Source organism: Actinoplanes sp. NPDC026670, from assembly GCF_040638175.1.
In the GTDB taxonomy this organism is placed as follows: Bacteria; Actinomycetota; Actinomycetes; order Mycobacteriales; family Micromonosporaceae; genus Actinoplanes.
The window spans coordinates 159086-180720 of record NZ_JBEZXU010000007.1; the positions used below are offsets into that span (position 1 = coordinate 159086).

Consider the following 21635-nt stretch of genomic DNA (forward strand, 5'->3'; position numbering starts at 1 on the left):
CCCCTGGTTTTTTCTGATCTTTGATGTTCTGAGCGGAGACTGGGTGATCGTCATTCCTTGGGCGGTCTGTGGCTGATTATCCTGATACTCGACGTGATGGGTGGGTGCCGATGGCGGTCAGGCAGATGCTCGTCGCAGGTCGGTACCGTCTCGTGGAACCGGTCGGCGCGGGTGGGATGGGCCGGGTCTGGCTGGCCCGCGACGAGATGCTGCACCGCGACGTGGCCGTCAAGGAGATCGTTCCGCCCGAGTGGATGTCCGATGCTGAACAGCACAGGCTGCACGAGCGGACCCTCCGGGAAGCGCGCAGCGCCGCTCGTCTCAGCCATCCCCACGTGGTCCGCATCTACGACGTGGTGCACACCGCCGGGTTGTCCTGGATCGTCATGGAGTACGTCCAGTCGCGCTCCCTCTACCAGGTGCTGAACGAGGACGGCCCATACGAGCCGGCGGTCGCGGCCCGAATCGGCCTGGCCGTGCTGGACGCGCTCGGCGCGGCGCACCGGGCCGGTGTCCTGCACCGCGACGTGAAGCCGCACAACGTCCTCATCGGCACCGACGGCCGCGTGGTGCTGACCGATTTCGGTCTCGCCACGTTCGTCGATGACGGCGGGGTGACGGCGCCCGGGTTGATCGTCGGCTCGCCGCAGTATGTCTCGCCCGAGCGGGCCCGCAACGGCGCCTCGACTGTGGAATCCGATCTGTGGTCGCTCGGCGCCACCCTGTACGCGGCCGTCGAAGGCCACTCGCCGTATGCCCGGGAGAGCGCGATGGCCACCTTGGCCGCCCTGGCCACCGAACCACCCGACCCGCCACTCCGGGCCGGCCCGCTGGCCGCCGTCCTGGACGGCCTGCTGCGCTACGAGCCGGCCGCACGCCTGACCGTTCCGGAGATCGAACGACGGCTCCGCATGATCGTCTTCAGTGATCCGCGGGAGATCCCGTTCCTGCCCACCCGGCCTGGGTCCCGGTCCGGTTCTCCGCGGCCGGCCTCCTCCCCGGCGGTTCCCTCGTCGGGTTCGCCGGCATCGGCTTCCCCGGCGGCTGTTCCGCAGCGGCCGGCCGCCTCAGCCTCCGGTCCTGGCCGGGCCGTTCCGTCGGGCCCGGATGATGGTCGGGCTGCTCCTTTGCGGGCCGGATCCCGGCCGCCCGAGCCGCGACGCGCCGAGCCGTCGCGTGCGGAGGCGTCGCGAGCGGAGGCTGGGCTTGCCGAGTTCTGGCCCGCTGATCCGCGGCCGGGTCGCCAGCCGCCTTCTGAGCCGGCCCAACCTGCCGGACCGCATCGAGGCCGGGCGACGGTGACCGGCCCGCACTCCCAACCTGTTCCGCATCCTCGAACGCCCCCGCCCACGGACCATTCCGTACCACCCGCCAGCCGTCCCGCACCCTCCACGGAACGTCCCGTGCCGTCTCCCGGTCCGTCCGCGTCGCCTTCCAGACTTTCCACGTCGCCTGCGGATCGGTCTGCGCCATCCACTGATCGATCCGTGTCGGAGGCTGGTCCTCAGTCGCCGTCACCGGTGGAGCCGGGGCAGCCTGACTCGGCTTCGCGGTCTTCCCCCTCGGTGTCCGGGCAACCACCACCGCTGCGCCGACCAGCGCCCACATCGGGGCCGATCCGCGGCCTCCCACCTCGGCAGCGCCGCTCCGGGGCCGCTTCGAAGTCTGATGACGATCGCCCGAGGCCGCGCCCGTCGCATCCATCCGGGGCAGTCCCACCCCCGGCGAAGGATTCCACCGTGGCCGCCGCCACGGGAATGCCGCGCCGGCCCGGTGCCGGGCAGGTCGTCGGATCAGCGGACCACATCACGGCAGTGCCTGACGGAAACGCCGAAGCGCCGGCCGGTTTGGCTCCCACAGCGCCGAGCGCCGATGCCAGGTCCGCAGCCGCTGACGCCACCACACCGGGAACCGAGGTGTCCCAGCCTCCTCCCGCGCCAGAGGTCCGTTCGGAGACGCCAGGTACCGCACTGGTTCTCTATACCGGCGTCGCCGCAGCGGGTCCAGCTGAACTCCGCGCAGGTGACGAAACGTTCACCGATCCGCCAGCGGGATCACCGCAAGAGCCCGGCCCGGCGCGAACGATCCGGCCGTCCGGCCAGGACCTGGTCCCAGTCCGCGTCGTGGCTGAGCCGGCCCGCGCGGCCGGCGCGCCCCGCTCCCGGAAACGGCGATGGGCGGGTCGCGCCGCGGTGCGGGTGACCCCGGCCCGCCTGGCCGTCACCGGGCTTGTCGTCCTCCTGCTCGGAGCCAGCCTCCTGGCCGGCTACGTGGTCGATCTGACCGCAGCCCGTCCCCAGGTCTTCCTCCCGTCACCGCTGTCGACCGATGCGAACCATTCCGCGGCCGCCACAACCGACCCCGCCCCGAGTTCCCCATCGCCTGGTCCTGGAGGCGTGACCGGCGCCGTTCCCCCGGCCGTGGCCGCCGGCACGTCGGCCGGCCCGGACCCGGCCTCACCGGCCCCTCAAGGCGAGACACCTCCCGCTGAATCCACGGCGGCGACCGCATTCTCGCCGTCCCTCTGCGAAGCGGCGCCGCCCGCCGGCCTGCCGGTCACCCCGCTGGACGGCTCGGCCCGAGGCGTGAACGGCTGGAAGCTCCAGTCCGGCTGGTCGTACTTCACCGACGGCTCCGGTTTCCACATGGCCGTGCCGGACGGATGGACCTACCAGCGCGTCGGCACCACCCACTGCTTCCGTGGCCCGCGCAACTCCAGGACGATCACCCTGGACGCGGCCCGTGATCCCGCCGCCGATCCACTGGCGGTGGCCCGTGCCGAGGAGACCCGTCTGGCCTCCTCGGGCGCCCTCCCCGGCTATGCCCTCGTCGACGTCGAACAGGTGCCGCTGCTGAACAAGGCAGCCGATTGGGAGTACCGACACGACTCCCCGAGTGGCACGGCCCGTCACTCCGTCTTCCGCTGGTTCGTCATGGGCAGCCGGGCCTACGTCTTGGGCTGGACCACCACGGAGAAGGCCTGGAACAACGACCTGACCAAGATCCGGATGATCCGCAGCACGTTCTATTCGAGCCGCCCGTGACCGCCGCGCGCTGAGCGGGGCGGTGGAACCGGGCCGCCGGCTCAGCCGACGCTGGCGGTGGCCAGTTTGATGCCGAAGCCCACGAACAGGGCGCCGACCGCTGTCGCCGCTCCGGTCGCGAGACGCTGGCGCCGCTGGAACTGACCGGCGAGATACCGGCCTCCGAAGATCAGCGCGGTCAGGTAGAGCGCACTGAAGAACTGCACCACGGCGCCCAGGATCAGGAACGACACCGCGGGATGGGCGTAGCCGGGCTCGACGAACTGGATGAAGAACGAGACGAAGAACAGGATCGCCTTGGGATTGAGCAGGCTGATCACGGCGGCCCGGCGGAACGGGCGCTGGAGCTCGGCGGGTGGCTCCTCGACGGCGGCCGGAGCGATCTCCGCACGGTTGCGCCACTTGCCCCAGGCGCCCCTGATGATGTTGAGCCCGACCCAGCCCAGATAGGCGGCGCCCGCGTACTTGAGGACGAGGAACAGGGGTGGGTAGGTGCTCAGCAGCGAGGCCACCCCGGTGGCGGAGAGGATCATCAGCACCGCGTCGCCCAGGAAGACGCCGGCCGCGGCCTGATAGCCGGCGCGGACGCCCCGCTGGGCGCCCACCGACAGCACGAAGATCGAGTTGGGGCCCGGCAGGAGGATGATCGCGACCACGCCGAGCACATAGGTCCAGAAATCGGTGATGCCCAGCATCGGTCAGCCTCTCTCGGTCGTGGAGCGGCTCAACCGCTCCCGGAGACGCCGGGCGGCGGCGGGCCACTCGTCCGCGGTCATCGCGAACAGTACGGTGTCGCGCCAGCTGCCGTCGGGCCGCCTGCGCTGCCGGCGGATCATCCCGTCGCGGCTGGCGCCCAGCCGCGCGATGGCCTGCTGGGAGCGCTCGTTGCGCACGTCCGTATACCAGAACACCCGCTCGGCGCCGAGCACGTCGAAAGCCCGCTCCAGCAACATCAGCTTCGCCTCGGTGTTGACTCCGGTCCGCCACCACTTGCGGCCGACCATGGTGTGCCCGATGCCGAGGGACCGCAGGTTGGTGTCGATGTCGTGGTAGGTCGTCATCCCGATCACCGCTCCGGTGGCCGGGTCGATCTGAGCCCAGCCGGAGCGCTGGCCGAGCCACTGGCCGCGCAGCACGCCCAGGATGTCTCCGGTGAGAAGCTCCTCCGCGCTCCGGGGGCGGGGGAACGGGATGTGCCGCCAGACCTCCTCGTCGTCGAGCGCCTCGAACAGCCCCTCCGCATGGCCCGGGGTGAGTGGCTCGAGTCGCACGTGCCGGCCCTCCAGCACGACCGGGGTCTGCCACTCCGAGGGGTGACCGGGCAGGTAGGCGGGTGGCGCGGCGGCGACGCCCTGATCGGTCTCCGGCGGCCCGGCGACCGTCCGCAACGGGAGCACGCCGGCCCAGTAGGGGAGAGCCAGGTCCTCCGGGTCGTCGCCGACGCCGCCGGACCGGACGCGGACCGAGACCTCGGCCAGTGGCAGCGCGAGAACCGTGGTCTGGGCCAGCTCCTGCCGGGTGGGTGGCCGGCTGTCCGCGGAACGGCCCTGACCCACCTTTTCGGCCAGCGCGAACAGCACACGGAGCTTCTCGGCGTCGTCGGTGACCGGCCGGGCCGTCCCGAGCGCGACCACCGACCGGTAGTTGGCGCTGTGGTTGAACTGGGACCGGGCATAGACCAGCCCGTCCAGGATGGTGACCGTCACACACACCGGCACGCCGTTGCCGCGGGCCGCCAGGCCGAGCCGGGCGCCGGTGGACCCGTGCAGGTAGAGGGTGTCGTCGATGCGGACGTGCAGGTTGGGCAGAACACGTGGCTCGCCGTCGACGACGAAGCCGACCGCGCAGTCGAACGCCTCGTCGAGGACGGCGTGCGCCGTCTCCCGCTCGTAGTGCATCCGCTTACGGGTGCGGGTGGCCGTCGTGCGGGGCGTGGGAGCGTAGAGGTCGGTCATCGGGGCCTCCCCGGCGTGTTCTGCTTGCGTGGTGATCTGTGCTAGTACAGAATCGCATCTGTGGCAGAACAGTATCAGGTCAGTGGCGACAGCGCCGCCGAGATTTCGGCCAGCATCGAGACGGGCGTGCTCCGGGGGTTCTGGGTGGCCGGCGCCACGCTTCCCTCGGTGCGGGTTCTCGCCGGGTCCCTGCACGTCAGCCCGGCGACGGTCGCCAAGGCGTACCAGGAGTTGCGGCAGCGCGGTGTGATCGAGACCGAGGGCCGCCGCGGCACCCGGGTCCGGTCCCGGCCCGCGGTGGCCGTCCGGCGTTCCGGCCTGTATGCGCCGATCCCATCCGGCCTGCGGGATCTCTCGGCGGGTGAGCCCGACCTGCGGTTGCTGCCATCGCTCGGGCCGGCTCTGGCCGCCGCCGCGGCGATTCAACACCCACCGCAGGGGTACGCGTCCGCAGTCACCATGCCCGAGCTGGCCGACGCCGCGCGTCCCCGTCTCCTAGCCGAAGGGGTTCCGGTCGCCGGAGCTGAGATCGTCGTCACCTCCGGCGCGCTCGACTCGATCGAGCGCGCCTTCAACGCCCACCTCCGGCCCGGCGACACCGTCGCGATCGAGGACCCGGGCTGGGCCGCCCTGATCGATCTGCTGGCGGCGCTCGGCCTGCGGGCCGTCCCGGTCGCGGTCGACGACCACGGGCCAGATCCGGATTCGATGGCCACCGCGTTGCGTGCCGGTGCCCGTGCCGTCGTCGTCACCGTCCGCGCGCAGAACCCGACCGGCGCCGCCGTGAGCGCCGAGCGTGCCCACCAGCTGCGTGAGCTGCTGAGCGGCCACCCGGGAGTGCTGGTCGTGGAGGACGACCACGCCGCCGAGCTGGCCGAGGGGGCGCCGCACTGCATCGGCCCGGTGACCGGCTCCTGGGCGTTCGTCCGGTCCGCCTCGAAACCGTTCGGTCCCGATCTGCGCATCGCCGTCCTGGCCGGCGACGAGACCACTGTCGCCCGGGTGGCCGGCCGGATGCGGATCGGCATGGGCTGGGTCTCCACCGTGCTCCAGCGGATGCTGCTGTGGCTGTGGCGTGATCCCGAGGTGACCGCGCTGGTCGGCGGGGCCGCCAGGACGTATGGCAGTCGTCGCCGGGCCCTGCGCGACGCGCTCCGGGCCGAGGGTGTCGAGGTGGGCGGCGACACCGGCATCAACGTCTGGGTCCCGGTGCCCGACGAGACCCATGCCGTCGCGGCGCTCCGTGACCGGGGCTACGCGGTGGCTCCGGGCGCGCACTTCCGGGTGAGCTCCCCACCCGGGATCCGCATCACGATCAGCACTCTGGACCCGGCGGAGGCGCCGGAGCTGGCTCGGGCGGTGGCGTCCGTCCTCCACCCGGCGGGGAGCCTCCCCCCGATGCGGTGAGGCACCCAGCCCGGAACTCCCCTGATGCGGTGAGACACCCGTTCGGGAACCTCCCCCGGACCGATCCTCCGGGAGGAGGAGTCCGGGCGGAATCTTGTCGGGGGATAGGGGTAGAACGGTGCAATGCCATGGACCCAGACCCCCGTCGGGGCGCAGCAGTGGGCGCCGCCGCACCCCCGGAGCATCGACGAGCTGAAGACGGCGGCGGCGGACTGTCAGGGGTGCGAGCTCTTCGAGAACGCGACCCAGACCGTGTTCGGCCGCGGCGCTCCGCACGCGAAGATCGTCTTCGTCGGTGAGCAGCCCGGTGACGTCGAGGACCGGCATGGGCTGCCGTTCGTCGGACCCGCGGGCCGCCTGCTCCGTGAGGCGGTGGACGACGCCGGCATCGACCCGGCCGACCTCTACATCACCAACTCGGTGAAACACTTCCGGTTCGAGTTGCGTGGCAGCCGCCGGATCCACCAGACGCCGGGCCCGGCCCACATCGAGGCCTGCCGACCCTGGCTGGTGGCCGAGTTCGCACTGCTCAAGCCCAAGCTGGTGGTGATCCTCGGCGCATCCGCGGGAAAGGCTCTGCTCGGGCCGGACTTCCGGGTGACCAGGTCGCGCGGGCGGCTGATGCCGTGGCCGGCCTCGGCCCAGCACCCGGAGGACTTCCCGATCGCGGAGATCCGGGCGCTGGCCACCATCCATCCGTCGGCGGTGCTGCGGGCCGATGATCGGGAGACGGCCTACCGTGGGCTCGTCGACGATCTGCGGGTGGCAGCCGCAGCGGTCGCCTGAGATGCGGCGGAGCCGCCTCTGGGTACCCTTCTCCGGTGCGCTTGACAGATTTCTGGGAACGCCTGGAACAGTGCTTCGGCTCCGCCTATGCCCGTAGCATCGCGGCCGATCACTCCTTCACGGAACTCGGCGGGCGAACCATAGACGAGGCCATCACTAACGGTGTCGAAACCGCTACCATCTGGCGCGCCGTGGTGACCGCGTACCCCGATCGGGTGCCGTCCCGGCTGCGCTGAGCAGCTTTTAGTACGCCTGTTCTGGCGTGTCACTCGATCGTCGTACAGGTGTTCGGCTATTGTCCACAGCGGCTCGGTCATCCACAGCACACGACGGGGCGGAGGATTTTGTCGTACCCCTCGCCTAACGTGTCGACCGTGGTGAACAAAAGCTCGTCGACGAAGAGCACGAAGTCGAATACAGGGGTGGCGGGAATGGCGGCAGGAACACCTGATCGGGAGAAAGCGCTCGAGCTGGCGCTCGCGCAGATCGACAAGCAGTTCGGCAAGGGCTCGGTGATGCGGCTCGGGGAGCGGCCGGTCCAGCAGATGGCCGTCATCCCCACCAGCTCCATCGCCCTCGATGTGGCGCTCGGCGTCGGCGGTCTGCCGCGCGGCCGGGTCATCGAGGTCTACGGTCCCGAGTCGAGTGGTAAGACGACGGTCGCCCTGCACGCGGTGGCCAACGCACAGAAGGCAGGCGGTCTCGCGGCGTTCATCGACGCCGAGCACGCCCTCGACCCGGAGTATGCGCGGGCCCTCGGTGTGGACACCGACGCACTGCTGGTCTCCCAGCCGGACACCGGTGAGCAGGCTCTCGAGATCGCGGACATGCTGATCCGCTCCGGCGCCCTCGACATCATCGTCATCGACTCGGTGGCGGCCCTCGTGCCGCGTGCCGAGATCGAGGGTGAGATGGGCGACAGTCACGTCGGCCTCCAGGCCCGTCTGATGAGCCAGGCGCTCCGGAAGATCACCGGCATCCTGAACAACTCGGGCACCACCGCGATCTTCATCAACCAGCTCCGCGAGAAGATCGGTGTCATGTTCGGCTCGCCCGAGACCACGACCGGTGGCCGGGCGCTGAAGTTCTACGCGTCGGTCCGTCTCGACGTCCGGCGTATCGAGGCCCTCAAGGACGGCACCGACGTCGTCGGCAACCGGACCCGGGTCAAGGTCGTCAAGAACAAGGTGGCCGCGCCGTTCAAGCAGGCCGAGTTCGACATCATGTATGGCAAGGGCATCTCCCGGGAGGGCTCGCTCATCGACGTCGGTGTCGAGCAGAGCATCATCCGCAAGTCGGGCGCCTGGTACACCTACGACGGCGACCAGCTCGGCCAGGGCAAGGAGAAGGCCCGGGAGTTCCTCAAGGAGAACCCGGACGTCGCCGCCGAGATCGAGAAGAAGATCCTGGAGAAGCTCGGTGTCGGCCAGGCCGGTGCCAGCGATGCCGCCGGTGGCCCCGAGCTGCCGCCGGTCGACTTCTGATCCGGTAACCCGCGATGGCCGGACGGCGCGGCGCACGGTCCGGGCGGGGATGGGATGCCATTCCGCCCCGGACCGGCGCCGGCACGACAGCGGGCGACGATGCGGACGAGCCACGACGTTCCACGGGGCGTCGTGGCCGCCGCGGCGCCCCCACTTCCGGGGTGTTTCCTGACGGTGACACCCCGGCGCGGGCGGAACCGCCGCGCAGCGAGTCCGAGGTCGCTCGGGAGATCTGCCTGCGTCAGCTGGCGGTTCGCCCGAGGACCCGGGCCGAGCTGGCGAAAGTGCTGGTCCGCAAGGAGATCTCCGAAGAGGTGATCGCCGAGGTCCTCGACCGCTACGACGAAGTCGGCATCATCGACGACGCGGCCTTCGCGCGCGCCTGGGTCTCCAGCCGGCACCACGGTCGTGGGCTGGCGCGCCGGGCGCTCGCCAACGAGCTGCGGCAGCGTGGCGTCGACGCGGAGACCGCGGTCGAGGCGCTGGAGGCGGTCGATGACGAGGCCGAGGCTTCAGCCGCCCGGACCCTGGTCGACCGGAAACTCCGCACCGCGACGGGTGCGCCCGACGCAATCTTCCGGCGGTTGGTCGCGATGCTCGCCCGGAAGGGCTACCCGGCCGGGATCGCCATCCGAGCGGTAAAGGATGCGCTGGCCGCACGAGACGCCGAGGCCGCCGAGTTCGCCGACGCGATCGATGCGGACGCCTTGGCCGACGAGGCCGAGGACCTCCAGTCCTAGGCTCCGACCGGCAACCGACCGGCTGGCGCGGCGACTGACCGGCCGGTGTGGCGACTGGCCGAGCAAGGGCCGACCGGCGACTGGTGTGGCGATCGACGATCGACTCCGGAGTCGCGTCGCCGCCGGGGTTTCGGTGCGGCCCCGAGGCTTCCCGCCGGGGACCGGAAGTGACGTCGGCTATGGAGCCCGGCCGTTGATACCGGTGGCCAGGGCGTTCGCCGATATAGTCCTGATGTGAGGATCGCTCCTCTGGTGACCGTTCGGCCCGATATCACGCGGCGGCTTCGAGGTCGTGGTGGCTGACACGTTCCGTCACTGCGGGTCGTTGTCACGCTCCGTGTCGTGCGCTTCGGCTGTGGTGTCGGTGGCGATAATGGTTACGGCCGAGGAGGGAAGGGCACGATCGCGTGGTACGTCTGGAATTGTCCCGTGGGATCGTGAGCTGGGCGTAAGCATCTCTGTGCCGTACGTCCTATCCGCTGCCGAATCATGAGTCCTTGACCGAAGCGGTGCTTGCGACCTAGCCTCGCGTTACACAAGGTTTGTTCGACCATCGCATGCAACAGGCACAACATAGATCGCATTACATTACGGCATCACTTGGGCGGGTTTCGCTCGATGGATGCCTCCGTCAGCCGCTGACCGCGCGGCGGACGGCGCGACATACCGGCGGTCAACCCCACAACTCCACACACTCCTGATTCGAGCGTCCGGTGGGCGGCTCGCTGGCGGGGCTTCGAAGCCGGCCGGGGGATCAGATGGGGGTCTCGGGCGACGATGTTCGCTCGAGCCATCGCCATATCCCACGGACTGTAACGACGTTTCCCGTCCGGTGGGACGACCGCGGCGGCGAGGCTACGCAGGGAAACGCTGTTCGGATGGGCGCACGGTGATCATCCGATGCAGGCGCGATCCCCGCGCTGGGAATCCAGACGACGGACGCCATGTGCGACCGGCGCCCGAGGACCCGGCGGAGCCGGATCGCCGAGCCAGACGACCGAAGCCGACGGAATCCGAGCCCACGGTGGCCCGGCCGGTGCCGTCCACGCTGTTCCGGGCAGGAAAGCCGATCCAAGCGAGAGGCCGACCCGAACGGAAGGCCGAGTCGAGCGAAGGCTGATCCGACCGGGAAAGCCGTTCCGGACGGAAAGGCTGATCCGACCGGCAAGCCGTTCCGGGCGGGAAGGCCGATCCGACCGGGAAGGCTGATCCGACCGGAAAGGCTGATCCGGGCGGGAAGGCCGATCCGACCGGTAGGCCGTTCCGGACGGGAAGGCCGATCCGAGCGGAAACCGATCCGGACGGAACCTGACCCGAGCGGCAAAGGCCGACCGGAAGGCCCGCCAGGCCGGAACGCCGGAGCCGGAGACCCGGACGTCCGAAGGACGGACCTGAATCTGCCGGAACCGGACAGGTCAGGCGGCAACGTGCGGCGAAGCACGCCCGGCAGCCGGGCGGCGAAGGCCGTTCGGACGGAGACTGGAGGCTCGGGGTAGCCGAAGGCGGAGCGCGTGATACCCGGGCCCGGTGCCGCCCGCGGTCAAGCTGCCTTGGTCGGGCATCCCGCAGAGAGCCCGCGCGCGTGCACAGCGTCGGCGGCGAAGGGAGACGCGGCGAGATGACCCCCGTGGACTGGGTGCTCGTGGTTGCGATCATCGTGCTTGCCGCGTCGGTGATAGCCGGGCTGGTCCTCGGGGCGCGTGCGTTGCGCGTGCTGCACACCGATCGGCAGGATGCCCAGGACCGGCGTGAGCAGGCGGTCGGCGACGCACAGGCGAAGGTCGAGGACGCAAAGGCCAAGGCCGCTTCGGTACGGGCGGAGACCGCAGCCGCGAAGGCCGAGGCGAACGCCGCCCGAGCCGAGGCCCGCCGGGTTCTGGAGACCGCCCACGGTGAGGCCGACACGATCCTCGAACACGCCCACCGCCAGGCCGAGACGGACGCCGAACAGCTGAGGGCCGCCGCCCGTCGTTCCGGGGAGCGAGAGATCGCTCTATTGAACGCGACGGTGAAGGAGCAGGCCGCCGAGGTGGAGCGCCGGGCCGGCCGGATCGACGAGCGGGAGCGGCTGCACGCCGAAGAGGTGGAGCGCCTGGTCGAGCGGGAGCGCCGGATCGCCACCCTGGAGTCGGATCTGTCGAAGCGGGAGTCGGCGCTGACCTCGCGGGAGTCGGAGCTGGCGAAGACGGACGAGGTGAAGCGCCGTGAGCTGGAGCGGATCGCCGGCCTGACCGCGGACACGGCCCGCGCCGAGCTGATCGAGGCGATCGAGGGGCAGGCGAAGCGGGAGGCCGCGATCCTGGTCCGGGACATCGAGACCGACGCGCGGAGCACCGCCGACACCCGGGCCCGGCACATCGTGGTCGACGCCATCCAGCGGATCGCCAGCGAGCAGACCGCGGAGAGCGTGGTCAGCGTCCTGCATCTGCCGAGCGACGAGATGAAGGGCCGGATCATCGGCCGTGAGGGCCGCAACATCCGGGCGTTCGAGTCGACGACAGGCGTCAACCTGATCATCGACGACACTCCGGAGGCGGTTCTTCTTTCCTGCTTCGATCCGGTACGCCGGGAGGTGGGCCGCCTGACGCTGGAGAAACTGGTGCTGGACGGCCGGATCCATCCGCACCGGATCGAGGAGGTCTTCGACAGCGCCAAGAACGAGGTGGAGCGGCTGTGCGACCGGGCGGCCGAGGAGGCCCTGGTCGACGTCGGGATCACCAACATCCACCCGGAGCTGGTGAAACTGCTGGGCCGGCTGCGGTACCGGACGAGTTACGGCCAGAACGTGCTGAAGCACCTGGTGGAGACCGCGCACATCGCCGGGATCATGGCGGCCGAGCTGGGCCTGGACGTGCCGACGATGAAGCGGGCGGCGTTCCTGCACGACATCGGCAAGGCGCTGACCCATGAGGTGGAGGGCAGTCACGCGCTGATCGGCGCCGACATGGCCCGCAAGTACGGCGAGCACGAGGACATCGTCCACGCGATCGAGGCGCACCACAACGAGGTGCCGCCGCAGACCATCGAGGCCGTGCTCACGCAGGCGTCGGACGCGTGTTCCGGGGGACGGCCCGGTGCTCGTCGGGAGAGCCTGGAGGCGTACGTCAAAAGGTTGGAACGCATCGAGGAGATCGCCGGCGGCAAAGCCGGTGTGGAGAAGGTCTTCGCGATGCAGGCCGGCCGGGAGATCCGGGTCATGGTGCGCCCGGACGACATCGACGACATCGGCGCCGCCGTGCTGGCCCGTGACGTGGCCAAGCAGATCGAGGAGGAGCTGACCTACCCGGGCCAGATCCGGGTCACCGTGGTCCGTGAGTCCAGGGTGACGGAGCTGGCCCGGTAAGCGTCAGACGTTCGCGCCCGCGTCGACCGGGGCGGCGACCTCGGAAGCGGTGGGCAGGTTCGCGGTCTTGCGGCCGCGGGCGAGCCGCTTCTGGACGTACTGCGCGAGCTTCGACAGCGAGTAGTTGACCAGGATGAAGAGCACCGCGATCACGAAGTAGACCTGGATCGGGTTGCTCAGCACGCCGATGATCTGCTTGCCGATGTTCAGGGTCTCCTCGTAGCTGATGATGAAGCCGAGCGAGGTGTCCTTGAGGACCACGACGAGCTGGCTGATCAACGCCGGCAGCATGATCCGGAAGGACTGCGGCAGCAGGATCAGCGTGGTGGTCTGGAACGGGGAGAGCCCGATCGCGACCGCCGCCTCCCGCTGGCCGAACGGCAGGCCCTCCATGCCGGAGCGCAGGATCTCGGCGATCACCACACCGTTGTAGACGGTCAGGCCGATCACCAGGTACCACAGCGTCTCGAGGGTGATGCCGAACTCGGGCAGGCCGCGCGCGACGAAGAAGATCGTGATGACCACCGGCAGGCCGCGGAACACCTCGACGCAGACCCGGGTGAGCACGGCCAGCCCGCTGCCGAGCCCGCGCAGCAGGTAGGCGGCCGGGGCGGACAGTCCGGCGTACCGGCGTCCGGCCAGGCTCTTGAGCTGTAGCCGCAGGATGGCCAGCAGGGTCCCGATGATCAGCGACGCGACGATGGCCAGGGCGGCGGCGATCAGCGTGTTCTCGATGCCGACCCAGATCCGTTCCCAGACCAGGACGAAGTTCTCGTTGGAGGGGTCGATCAGCGGCCCCCAGAGCTCCATCGAGAACTGCCCCTTCTCGTCCAGGGGCAGGTAGATCAGGAAGTACGCGCCGGCCAGCACCAGAACCGTGGCCACCAGGCTGAGGATCAGGGTGAGCCGCCGCTGACGCGGTCCGGGGACGTCGTAGAGGACGCTGCTCATCGGGCTGCCACCGCCTGCCGCCGTTCGATCCGGTCAAGGAGGGCCCCGAGGGGGACGGTCATGATCAGGTATCCGATCGAGATGCCGATGGCGACGGGGATGAAGGCGTAACCCTCGGCCGAGGTGAGCTGGTCGGCGCTCTGCGAGAGGTCACCGACGACGCCGAAGAAGCCGATCAGCGCCGAGTTCTTGATCATCGCGATGATGACCGACCCGAGCGGGACGATCGAGGCCTTCCACGACTGCGGCAGCACCACGTACCGCAGATTCTGGGTGAAGGTCAGCCCCAGCGACCGGGCCGCCTCGGCCTGGCCGGGCGGGACCGCGTTGATGCCGGACCGCAACGCCTCGCAGACGAAGGCGGCGGTGTAGAGGGTCAGCGCGATCAGGGCGAAGCGGAAGTACGGAAGGTCGGTGCCGAGACGGGTGAAGACCACGTCCAGCCCCGGGATGCGCAGGAAGTCGGCGTTGGAGCCGAGTGCCGGCAGCGCGAACGCGGCGAAGAACATCACCACGGTCAGCGGCATGTTGCGGAAGATCGTGACGTACGCGGTGCCGACCGCCCGCAGCGGCGGCACCGGTGAGATGCGGAGCACCGCCACGACGGCGCCCAGGATGAGGGCGCCGATCGCGGCGAGCACGCAGATCTGGAGGGTGAGCCAGAAACCGCCCGCGAAGACGTCGAACTTGTCTACCCAAACGCTCACGGGCGGAAGCTCCCCGGGATCAGCTGATCAGTAACGGTTGACGGCCGGGGCGGTGCCCAGCTCGGCGCCGAACTTGCCGGCGGTGTCGTCCCAGGCCTTCTTCCAGCTGCCGTCGGAGTAGGCCTTCTCCAGGGTGTCGTTGATGAACGACCGGAAGTCCTTGTCGTCGATCTTCACACCGATGCCGTACGGCTCCTTGGTGAAGTTGTCACCGGCGAGCTTGTACTTGCCCTCGTTCTTGGCGATGTAGCCGAGGAGGATGACGTTGTCCGTGGTCACAGCGTTGACCTGACCGCCGTCCAGGGCGGTGATGCACTTGTCGTAGGTGTCGAAGAGCACCAGCTGGGTGGCGACGTCCTTGACGTACGTCTTGATGGTCTCGGCCGGGGTCGAGCCGGTGACCGAGCAGACCTTCTTGTCGCCCGCCTTGAAGGCGTCCGGGCTGGTGATCGTCGCGTCGTCCGCCTTGACCAGGATGTTCTGGCCGGCCTCGTAGTACGGCCCGGCGAAGGCGATGCGCTCCTTGCGCTTGTCGTTGATCGTGTACGTCGCGACGATGAAGTCGACGTTGTTGTTCACGATCGCGTCCTCGCGGATCTTCGAGGTCGTCTCGACGAACTCGATCTTGTCCGTGGGGATGCCGAGCTCCTTGACGATGATCTTCGCGACCTCGACGTCGAAGCCCTCCGGCTTGCCGGACAGGCCCTTGAGGCCGAAGCCGGGCTGGTCGAACTTGGTGCCGACCTTGACCGCCTGGGCCTTGTTGAGCTTCTCCATGGTGCTGCCGGCGGCGAACGACTTGGTCGTGCCGGTGTCACCCGACTCGGTTTTGTCGCCGCCACACGCGGTCAGGCCGAAAGTCAGAGCCGCGGCGGTGGCCACAACGGCTGCACGAGTGAAACGCATACTTCATCTCCTTTTCGATCAGAGCCGTCGTTGTGTGACGGCTCTGAAGGCGCATCAGTGCGTGAGGATCTTGGAAAGGAAGTCCTTGGCCCGGTCGCTCCGCGGGTTCGCGAAGAACTCCTCCGGCGCCGCCTGCTCGACGAGCTGGCCGTCGGCCATGAACACGACCCGGTCGGCCGCGTGCCGGGCGAAACCCATCTCGTGGGTGACGACCACCATCGTCATGCCCTCCCGGGCCAGCGAGGTCATCACGTCCAGCACCTCGCCGACCATCTCCGGGTCGAGCGCGCTGGTGGGCTCGTCGAAGAGCAGCGCCTTGGGCTGCATGGCGAGGGCCCGCGCGATCGCGACACGCTGCTGCTGGCCGCCGGAGAGCTGAGCCGGGTACTTGTCGGCCTGGTTGGCGATGCCGACCCGCTCCAGCAGGCCCATGGCGCGGTCACGGACCACCGCGGGCTTCTCCTTGCGCACCTTGACCGGGCCCAGCATCACGTTCTGCAGGATGGTCTTGTGCGCGAAGAGGTTGAAGGACTGGAACACCATGCCGACTTCGCTGCGCAGCCGCGCCAGAGCACGGCCCTCGGCCGGAAGTGGCTGCCCGTCGAAGGTGATCGTGCCGGAGTCGATCGGCTCCAGCCGGTTGATGGCACGGCACAGCGTGGACTTACCGGACCCGGAAGGTCCGATGACGACCACGACCTCGCCGCGCGCGACAGACAGGTCGACGTCCTGTAGCACGTGCAAGGGGCCGAACCACTTGTTGACGTTCTCAAGGACGATGAGAGCCTCGCCTGTCACCCCTGGTCCATCCGCTCGTTCTCGGTTCACTCGAATGGACACACCCTATGGGCCCGTCCGTATCGGAATGTGTCGAGAATGGTCACGGAGCGGTAACACAGCCAATGCGCTGAGAGAGGGGTCAGGACCATGGACTTTATGGCGGACGGCCCGTGGAACTGGTGCATCTCCGGCCGGGTCGATCCGGACCGGGTGATGGGTGCGCTGGCCGGCGCTCTGGAACGTCAGGTGCACGGCATGGTCGCCGGCGCGGATCTGCTCTGCGACGTCTATCACGTCGGCGGAGACTTCCCGACGATGGTCGACATCTACTTGACGCCCGCCGGCGTCGCCGAGGAGACCATCGCGAGCGCCGTCGCGGTCCGGCTGCATGCCGCGGTCCTGCTTCCCGACGACACCCTCAACCCTTCGCGGTACGTGTTGTGCGAGCCCGACGGCACGATCCGGGCGGTGCACGCCGACGAACGGGAGACCGACGACGGCACCGAGCGGCGGCATGTGCGCCCCTGCACCGGCCACGACCCGGCGTGTGCCGCCCCGGCCGGTTGTGACCGATCGCGGTGGAAACCGGACCCGACGCCGGAGCGGCCCGCCGCGGCGTGAGGGGTAGCCTGGTCAATTGCCATGACTACCGAGATGCAGGGCGCCCCGCGCACCTACGATGTGCGCACCTACGGCTGCCAGATGAACGTGCACGACAGCGAGCGGATCTCCGGCCTGATGGAGGACGCCGGCTACGTGCGCGCCGCCGAGGCCGACGCGGCGGACGTGGTCGTCTTCAACACCTGTGCGGTCCGGGAGAACGCCGACAACCGCCTCTACGGCAACCTCGGCCACCTGCGCCCGACCAAGCTGAAGAACCCCGGCATGCAGATCGCGGTCGGCGGCTGCCTCGCCCAGAAGGACAAGGGCGACATCGTCAAGAAGGCGCCCTGGGTCGACGTGGTCTTCGGCACCCACAACATCGGCTCGCTGCCGGCGATGCTGGAGCGCGCCCGGCACAACGAGGAGGCGCAGGTCGAGATCCTCGAGTCGCTCGAGGTCTTCCCCTCCACGCTGCCGACCAAGCGCGAGTCGACGTACGCGGGGTGGGTCTCCATCTCGGTCGGCTGCAACAACACCTGCACGTTCTGCATCGTGCCCAGCCTGCGCGGCAAGGAGAAGGACCGTCGTCCCGGCGACATCCTGGCCGAGGTGCGCGCCCTGGTCGCCGAAGGCGTCCTCGAGGTGACCCTGCTCGGGCAGAACGTGAATTCGTACGGTGTCGAGTTCGGCGACCGGCTCGCGTTCGGCAAGCTGCTGCGCGCCTGCGGTGAGGTGGAGGGCCTGGAGCGGGTCCGGTTCACCAGCCCGCACCCGAAGGACTTCACCGACGACGTGATCGCCGCGATGGCCGAGACGCCGAACGTGTGCCACTCGCTGCACATGCCGTTGCAGTCCGGCTCGGACACCGTGCTCAAGGCGATGCGCCGCAGCTACCGCCAGGAGAAGTACCTGGGGATCATCGAGAAGGTCCGGGCCGCCATGCCGGACGCGGCGATCACCACCGACATCATCGTCGGGTTCCCCGGCGAGACCGACGAGGACTTCGAGCAGACCCTCGAGGTGGTCCGCCGGGCCCGGTTCTCCAGCGCCTTCACCTTCCAGTACTCGAAACGGCCCGGCACCCCGGCCGCGACGATGGAGGAGCAGGTCCCGAAAGCGGTTGTCCAGGAGCGCTACAACCGGCTGATCGCCACCCTCGAGGACATCACCTGGTCGGAGAACAAGAAGCTGGTCGGCGAGAAGGTCGAGGTGCTGGTCGCCGTCGGTGAGGGCCGTAAGGACGAGCGCACCGGCCGGATGAGCGGCCGCGCCCGTGACGGCCGCCTGGTGCACTTCGCCACCGGCGACCTGACCGGCGACCGGGCGCCACGTCCCGGCGACATCGTCGAGACGGTGATCACCTACGCCGCCCCGCACCACCTCAACGCCGACGGTGACCCGCTGAGCCACCGGCGGACCCGGGCCGGCGACGCCTTCGAGGCCGGCCGTACCCCGAAGCTGAAGGGCGTCTCGCTCGGCCTGCCGTCGATCGGTGTCCCGGCCCCGCTGCCGCCCGCCGCCGACGGCTGCGCCGTCTAGCCACCCCCCCACCGCCACCACCCGCCGCGCCGCAGTCGCCGAGCGGCGCGTCAGGCGTGACCGAATTCCACAAGATCGCGGGTGGACGGGAGGGCAGCGGCACGGAGCTGGGCGAGCAACGCCGCGGTCGCCGGGGGATCGGGCGGCTCACCGAGGACCGCGACCGACACCCGGCGACCGGGGCCGGGCAGCCGCACCGCCCGCACCCGGTTGTCGCGGTGGGCGGCCAGGGCCAGCCCCGGCAGGGTGGTCGCGCCGATCCCGGCGGCCACCAGCGCCTGCACCGCCACGTAGTCGTCGGTGGTGAACCGGATGTCCGGCGCGAACCCGTCGGCCGCACACGCGGCGATCAGGCGGCTGCGGCACCGCTCACAGCCGCCGATCCACGGCCGGTCCCGATGGTCGGCGAGCCGGTCGCCTGCCCAGTCCGCCGGAACCACCAGATAGGACGGCTCCTCGAGCAGCGTCTCGTGGCGGAGCCCATCGAGGTCCGGTGCGGACTCGCCGGGGTGGGCGAAGAGCAGCGCGACGTCGACCTCACCGCCGCGCAGCAGGCGGACCGCGGCGGGCGGCTCGGCCTCGGTGAAGCGCAGGTCGACGGCCGGATGGGCGGAGCGGAAGCCGGCCGCCGCGAGCGGGACGAAGGTGCCCAGCGCGGACGGGAAGGCGGCCAGCCGGACCCGGCCGGCCCGGAGCCCGGCGAGTTCAGCCAGCTCGGCCTCGGCGGCGGCGAGACGCCCCAGGATCTCCTCGGCGCGGTCGGCGAGCAGCCGGCCGGCCTCGGTGAGGCGCACACCCCGGCCCACCCGCTGGAGAAGCCGGCTGCCGGTCTCGGCCTCGAGCCGGGCCAGGTGGTGGCTGACCGACGGCTGGGCGTAGTGCAGGGCACGGGCGGCCGCGGTGACCGACCCGTGGCGGGCGACCGCGGCCAGCACGGTCAGCCGGGTGACGTCGAGCATCCGGCCAACCTATCAATCCTGCCTATGGGTTCCCGAGGTCATTGACATTGGACCTATGGATCGCTGCGGGGCGACGATCAGCTCATGGAACCGACGATCGCCGACATCCGCGCCGCCCAGGCCCTGCTCCGTGACCACCTGCCGCCCACACCGCTCTGGTCCTACCCGCTCCTGGACCGGGCCGCGGGAGCGAATGTCCTGGTCAAGCACGAGAACACCCAGCCGGTCGGTGCGTTCAAGGTGCGCGGCGGCCTGACCCTGCTCGCCGGGATGAGCGACACCGAGCGCAAACGCGGCACGGTCACCTGGTCCACCGGCAACCACGCTCAGTCGCTGGCGTACGCCGGTCACGTCTTCGGCGCCGACTGCATGGTGTTCATGCTGGCCGGCACGCCCGGATCCAAGGCGGCGGCGGTCGAGTCCTGGGGCGCCCGGGCGATCCGGGCCGGTGACAGTCTGGAGACGGCCGAACGGCAGGCCCGGCAGCATGCCGACCAGACCGGCGCCCGCCTGATCAGTCCCGGCGACACGCCGGAGTTGCTGGCCGGTGTCGGCACCGTCTACCTGGAGATCCTCGAAACCCACCCGGACCTCGACGCGATCGTGGTCCCGGTCGGCAGTGGCACGGGGGCCGCCGCCGCGTGCCTCGTCGCCGCCGCCCTGGCGCCGCGCTGTGCCGTGATCGGGGTCCAGTCGGCGGCCTCACCCGCCGGGCACGACTCCTGGCGCTCCGGCGAGCTCGTCGAGCGCCCCAACCGCACGGCCGCCGCCGGACTGGCCACCGGGCGCGGTTTCGCCCTGCCTCAGCGGATCATGCGGGGGCGTCTGGCCGACTTCCACCTGGTCGCCGACGACGAGATCGACACCGCCCGGCGACTGCTGGCCACCACCGCGCACACCCTCGCCGAGGGCGCCGGCGCGGCCGCCCTGGCCGGTGTGCTGAGCCGCCCGACCCTCTTCCACGGCAAGAGGGTCGCCGTCGTCTGCACCGGCGGAAATGCCGACCCGGACGAACTGGCGACCCTCAGGCGTGTTGAATCAGGCTCCTGATGAACCTCAGTTGGCCTGCTCGGCCAGCGCGAGGAACTGCTTCTTCGAGGCGAGCGCCTGCTCGGCCTCCTTGATCCGCCGGTTGTCGCCGGCCGTCTTGGCCCGCTCCAGCCGCTGCTCGGCCTCGGCGACCTGGTCGCGCATCTGGCGCAGCAGCGGGTTGTCCTGCGGGGCGGTCTTGCGCCACGCCGAGTCCATCGCGATCCGGATGCGCTCCTCGGCGGCCCGCCAGCGACGGTCCAGCGAGGCGGACGCCTCCCGCGGCACCCGGCCGGCGTCGTGCCACGCGGCCTGGGCGTCACGCAGCTTGTTCTGCGCGCCGCGGGCGTCCGCGTCGACGTCGACCGCCTCCAGCTCGGCCAGGATGGCCTGCTTCTTCTCCAGGTTGCCCTGGTACTCCGCGTCGCGGGCGGAGAAGACCTCGCTGCGCTTGGTGAAGAACGCGTCCTGAGCGGCCCGGAAGCGTTCCCAGAGGCGCTGCTCGGCCTCCTTGGCGGCGCGGGGCGCGGCCTTCCACTCGGTCATCAGGTCCTTGAGCCGGTTGGCCGTGCTCGACCAGTCGGTCGACTCGGCCAGGCTCTCGGCCTCCTTGACCAGGTCCTCCTTGGCGGTCTGCGCCTGCTTGCGCTGACCGTCGAGGGTGGCGAAGTGGGCGCCGCGACGACGGGTGAAGCCGTCCCGGGCGGCGGCGAACCGCTTCCACAGCTCACCGTCGGTCTTCTTGTCGACGCCGCGGATCGTCTTCCACTCGTCGAGGATCTCCTTGAGGCGGTCGCCGGCCGTCTTCCACCCGGTGGCGTCGGCGGCGATCTTCTCCGCCTCCTCGACCAGCGCCGTCTTGCGGGCCAGCGCCTCGGTCCGGGCCACCTCGCGGGCGGCCCTGGCCTCGCCGGCCTTCTCGTCGGCGAGGGTGGCCAGCCGCTCCAGGCGGGCGGTGAGGCCGTCGATGTCGCCCACCACGTGCGCCTCGTCCAGCTGGGCGCGCAGCCGCTTCACGCTGCTGAGTGAGTGGGCCGCGTCCGCCGCGCCGGACTTGAGGCGGGCCTCGACGAGCTCGACCTCGGTCACCAGGTCGGCGAATCGCCTGGCGAAGTGGGCCAGCCCCTCCTCAGGGGTGCCCGCCTGCCAGGAACCGACCACCCGGTCGCCCTCAGCGGTCTTCACGTACACGGTGCCGTCGGCATCCACGCGCCCGAAGGTCGTCCAGTCGTTCATGAGCTCATCCTCGTTCTCCCGGCGTCATCGGCCCGCATCGGGGTCGTGGCCACCGCCACAGCGCAGTCGGAGTGCCAACTTCTCATCGGCATTCTTTCTCGCGCATTGTCACAGGTCCAACCCGGTTAGGGGAAAGCTCCCGCTGACGACCGTGACACAACGGTGT

At 70.1% G+C, this 21635-nt stretch carries 18 protein-coding genes and 1 pseudogene; 11 read left to right on the forward strand and 8 right to left on the reverse strand.

Translation table 11 applies throughout. From position 1 onward, the window contains the following. Window positions 1–176: 176 nt before the first annotated feature. Both AB0E94_RS09595 and AB0E94_RS09600 read left to right on the forward strand, forming a co-directional pair. Window positions 177–848 (forward strand): annotated as a pseudogene (locus tag AB0E94_RS09595) (serine/threonine-protein kinase); the annotation flags it as partial. Between the two features lie 1275 nt (window positions 849–2123). Then, the gene (locus AB0E94_RS09600; RefSeq protein ID WP_360324574.1) at window positions 2124–3044 is read left to right on the forward strand and encodes a hypothetical protein; all 921 of its coding nucleotides are present in this window, start codon (window positions 2124–2126) and stop codon (window positions 3042–3044) included. Window positions 3045–3085: 41 nt separating this feature from the next. Here AB0E94_RS09600 and leuE read toward each other — a convergent pair whose 3' ends face one another. Next, a complete protein-coding gene (gene leuE, locus AB0E94_RS09605) occupies window positions 3086–3739 on the reverse strand; it encodes a leucine efflux protein LeuE (protein WP_360324400.1) in 654 nt (217 codons plus the stop codon). A 3-nt stretch (window positions 3740–3742) separates the two neighbouring features. Then, complete coding sequence (locus tag AB0E94_RS09610; protein WP_360324402.1) at window positions 3743–4999, reverse strand: bifunctional pyridoxamine 5'-phosphate oxidase family protein/GNAT family N-acetyltransferase; 1257 nt, start codon at window positions 4997–4999, stop codon at window positions 3743–3745. 60 nt (window positions 5000–5059) lie between these two features. Here AB0E94_RS09610 and AB0E94_RS09615 point away from each other — a divergent pair, with 60 nt between their 5' ends. The 6 genes from AB0E94_RS09615 to rny all read left to right on the forward strand — a co-directional run bounded on the left by AB0E94_RS09615 (window position 5060) and on the right by rny (window position 12759). After that, window positions 5060–6406, forward strand: a complete 1347-nt coding sequence (locus AB0E94_RS09615; protein WP_360324404.1) for an aminotransferase class I/II-fold pyridoxal phosphate-dependent enzyme — start codon at window positions 5060–5062, stop codon at window positions 6404–6406. 123 nt (window positions 6407–6529) lie between these two features. Next, on the forward strand, window positions 6530–7192 hold the full coding sequence (locus AB0E94_RS09620) for a UdgX family uracil-DNA binding protein (protein ID WP_360324406.1): 663 nt from the start codon (window positions 6530–6532) through the stop codon (window positions 7190–7192). A gap of 35 nt (window positions 7193–7227) precedes the next feature. Beyond that, window positions 7228–7428, forward strand: coding sequence for a DUF3046 domain-containing protein (locus tag AB0E94_RS09625; RefSeq protein WP_360324408.1), 201 nt, complete (start codon window positions 7228–7230; stop codon window positions 7426–7428). 195 nt (window positions 7429–7623) lie between these two features. Next, complete coding sequence (gene recA / locus AB0E94_RS09630) at window positions 7624–8676, forward strand: recombinase RecA (RefSeq protein ID WP_360324410.1); 1053 nt, start codon at window positions 7624–7626, stop codon at window positions 8674–8676. A gap of 14 nt (window positions 8677–8690) precedes the next feature. After that, window positions 8691–9416, forward strand: a complete 726-nt coding sequence (locus tag AB0E94_RS09635) for a regulatory protein RecX (RefSeq protein WP_360324412.1) — start codon at window positions 8691–8693, stop codon at window positions 9414–9416. A gap of 1618 nt (window positions 9417–11034) precedes the next feature. Beyond that, window positions 11035–12759 carry a ribonuclease Y gene (gene rny, locus AB0E94_RS09640; protein ID WP_360324414.1) on the forward strand — a complete coding sequence of 575 codons (1725 nt, stop codon included), beginning with the start codon at window positions 11035–11037 and terminating at the stop codon, window positions 12757–12759. Between the two features lie 3 nt (window positions 12760–12762). Here the strand turns inward: rny and AB0E94_RS09645 are convergent, their stop codons facing one another. The 4 genes from AB0E94_RS09645 to AB0E94_RS09660 are packed head-to-tail and all read right to left on the reverse strand — an operon-like array spanning window position 12763 to window position 16121. After that, on the reverse strand, window positions 12763–13710 hold the full coding sequence (locus AB0E94_RS09645; RefSeq protein ID WP_360324416.1) for an amino acid ABC transporter permease: 948 nt from the start codon (window positions 13708–13710) through the stop codon (window positions 12763–12765). After that, window positions 13707–14417 carry an amino acid ABC transporter permease gene (locus AB0E94_RS09650; protein ID WP_360324418.1) on the reverse strand — a complete coding sequence of 237 codons (711 nt, stop codon included), beginning with the start codon at window positions 14415–14417 and terminating at the stop codon, window positions 13707–13709. Before AB0E94_RS09650 ends, AB0E94_RS09645 begins: the two co-directional genes overlap by 4 nt. A gap of 27 nt (window positions 14418–14444) precedes the next feature. Beyond that, window positions 14445–15323, reverse strand: coding sequence for a glutamate ABC transporter substrate-binding protein (locus AB0E94_RS09655; protein ID WP_360324420.1), 879 nt, complete (start codon window positions 15321–15323; stop codon window positions 14445–14447). A 54-nt stretch (window positions 15324–15377) separates the two neighbouring features. Next, entirely contained in the window at window positions 15378–16121 is a 744-nt protein-coding gene (locus AB0E94_RS09660; RefSeq protein ID WP_360324422.1) for an amino acid ABC transporter ATP-binding protein, read from the reverse strand. A 138-nt stretch (window positions 16122–16259) separates the two neighbouring features. On the opposite strand from AB0E94_RS09660, the gene AB0E94_RS09665 reads away from it, so the two are divergent. Together AB0E94_RS09665 and miaB are read left to right on the forward strand one after the other, a co-directional pair. After that, a complete protein-coding gene (locus tag AB0E94_RS09665; RefSeq protein ID WP_360324424.1) occupies window positions 16260–16724 on the forward strand; it encodes a hypothetical protein in 465 nt (154 codons plus the stop codon). Window positions 16725–16745: 21 nt separating this feature from the next. Next, the gene (miaB, locus tag AB0E94_RS09670; RefSeq protein WP_360324426.1) at window positions 16746–18245 is read left to right on the forward strand and encodes a tRNA (N6-isopentenyl adenosine(37)-C2)-methylthiotransferase MiaB; all 1500 of its coding nucleotides are present in this window, start codon (window positions 16746–16748) and stop codon (window positions 18243–18245) included. 50 nt (window positions 18246–18295) lie between these two features. Here miaB and AB0E94_RS09675 read toward each other — a convergent pair whose 3' ends face one another. After that, window positions 18296–19204: a LysR family transcriptional regulator gene (locus AB0E94_RS09675; RefSeq protein ID WP_360324428.1), complete on the reverse strand. Its 909-nt coding sequence runs from the start codon at window positions 19202–19204 to the stop codon at window positions 18296–18298. An 84-nt stretch (window positions 19205–19288) separates the two neighbouring features. Here AB0E94_RS09675 and AB0E94_RS09680 point away from each other — a divergent pair, with 84 nt between their 5' ends. Continuing rightward, window positions 19289–20254, forward strand: a complete 966-nt coding sequence (locus AB0E94_RS09680; RefSeq protein WP_360324430.1) for a pyridoxal-phosphate dependent enzyme — start codon at window positions 19289–19291, stop codon at window positions 20252–20254. A 6-nt stretch (window positions 20255–20260) separates the two neighbouring features. Here the strand turns inward: AB0E94_RS09680 and AB0E94_RS09685 are convergent, their stop codons facing one another. Then, window positions 20261–21469 (reverse strand): DUF349 domain-containing protein, encoded by a 1209-nt coding sequence (locus AB0E94_RS09685; RefSeq protein WP_360324432.1) that lies wholly within the window; start codon window positions 21467–21469, stop codon window positions 20261–20263. Between the last annotated feature and the right edge of the window lie 166 nt (window positions 21470–21635).

Bases quoted from the DNA above. Each gene is read 5' to 3' on its own strand.
- leuE (WP_360324400.1), bottom strand. From the start codon at position 3,739: ATGCTGGGCATCACCGATTTCTGGACCTATGTGCTCGGCGTGGTCGCG.
- recA (WP_360324410.1), top strand. From the start codon at position 7,624: ATGGCGGCAGGAACACCTGATCGGGAGAAAGCGCTCGAGCTGGCGCTC.
- AB0E94_RS09620 (WP_360324406.1), top strand. From the start codon at position 6,530: ATGCCATGGACCCAGACCCCCGTCGGGGCGCAGCAGTGGGCGCCGCCG.
- AB0E94_RS09685 (WP_360324432.1), bottom strand. From the start codon at position 21,469: ATGAACGACTGGACGACCTTCGGGCGCGTGGATGCCGACGGCACCGTG.
- AB0E94_RS09645 (WP_360324416.1), bottom strand. From the start codon at position 13,710: ATGAGCAGCGTCCTCTACGACGTCCCCGGACCGCGTCAGCGGCGGCTC.
- miaB (WP_360324426.1), top strand. From the start codon at position 16,746: ATGACTACCGAGATGCAGGGCGCCCCGCGCACCTACGATGTGCGCACC.
- rny (WP_360324414.1), top strand. From the start codon at position 11,035: ATGACCCCCGTGGACTGGGTGCTCGTGGTTGCGATCATCGTGCTTGCC.
- AB0E94_RS09665 (WP_360324424.1), top strand. From the start codon at position 16,260: ATGGCGGACGGCCCGTGGAACTGGTGCATCTCCGGCCGGGTCGATCCG.
- AB0E94_RS09680 (WP_360324430.1), top strand. From the start codon at position 19,289: ATGGAACCGACGATCGCCGACATCCGCGCCGCCCAGGCCCTGCTCCGT.
- AB0E94_RS09610 (WP_360324402.1), bottom strand. From the start codon at position 4,999: ATGACCGACCTCTACGCTCCCACGCCCCGCACGACGGCCACCCGCACC.
- AB0E94_RS09655 (WP_360324420.1), bottom strand. From the start codon at position 15,323: ATGCGTTTCACTCGTGCAGCCGTTGTGGCCACCGCCGCGGCTCTGACT.
- AB0E94_RS09635 (WP_360324412.1), top strand. From the start codon at position 8,691: ATGGCCGGACGGCGCGGCGCACGGTCCGGGCGGGGATGGGATGCCATT.
- AB0E94_RS09675 (WP_360324428.1), bottom strand. From the start codon at position 19,204: ATGCTCGACGTCACCCGGCTGACCGTGCTGGCCGCGGTCGCCCGCCAC.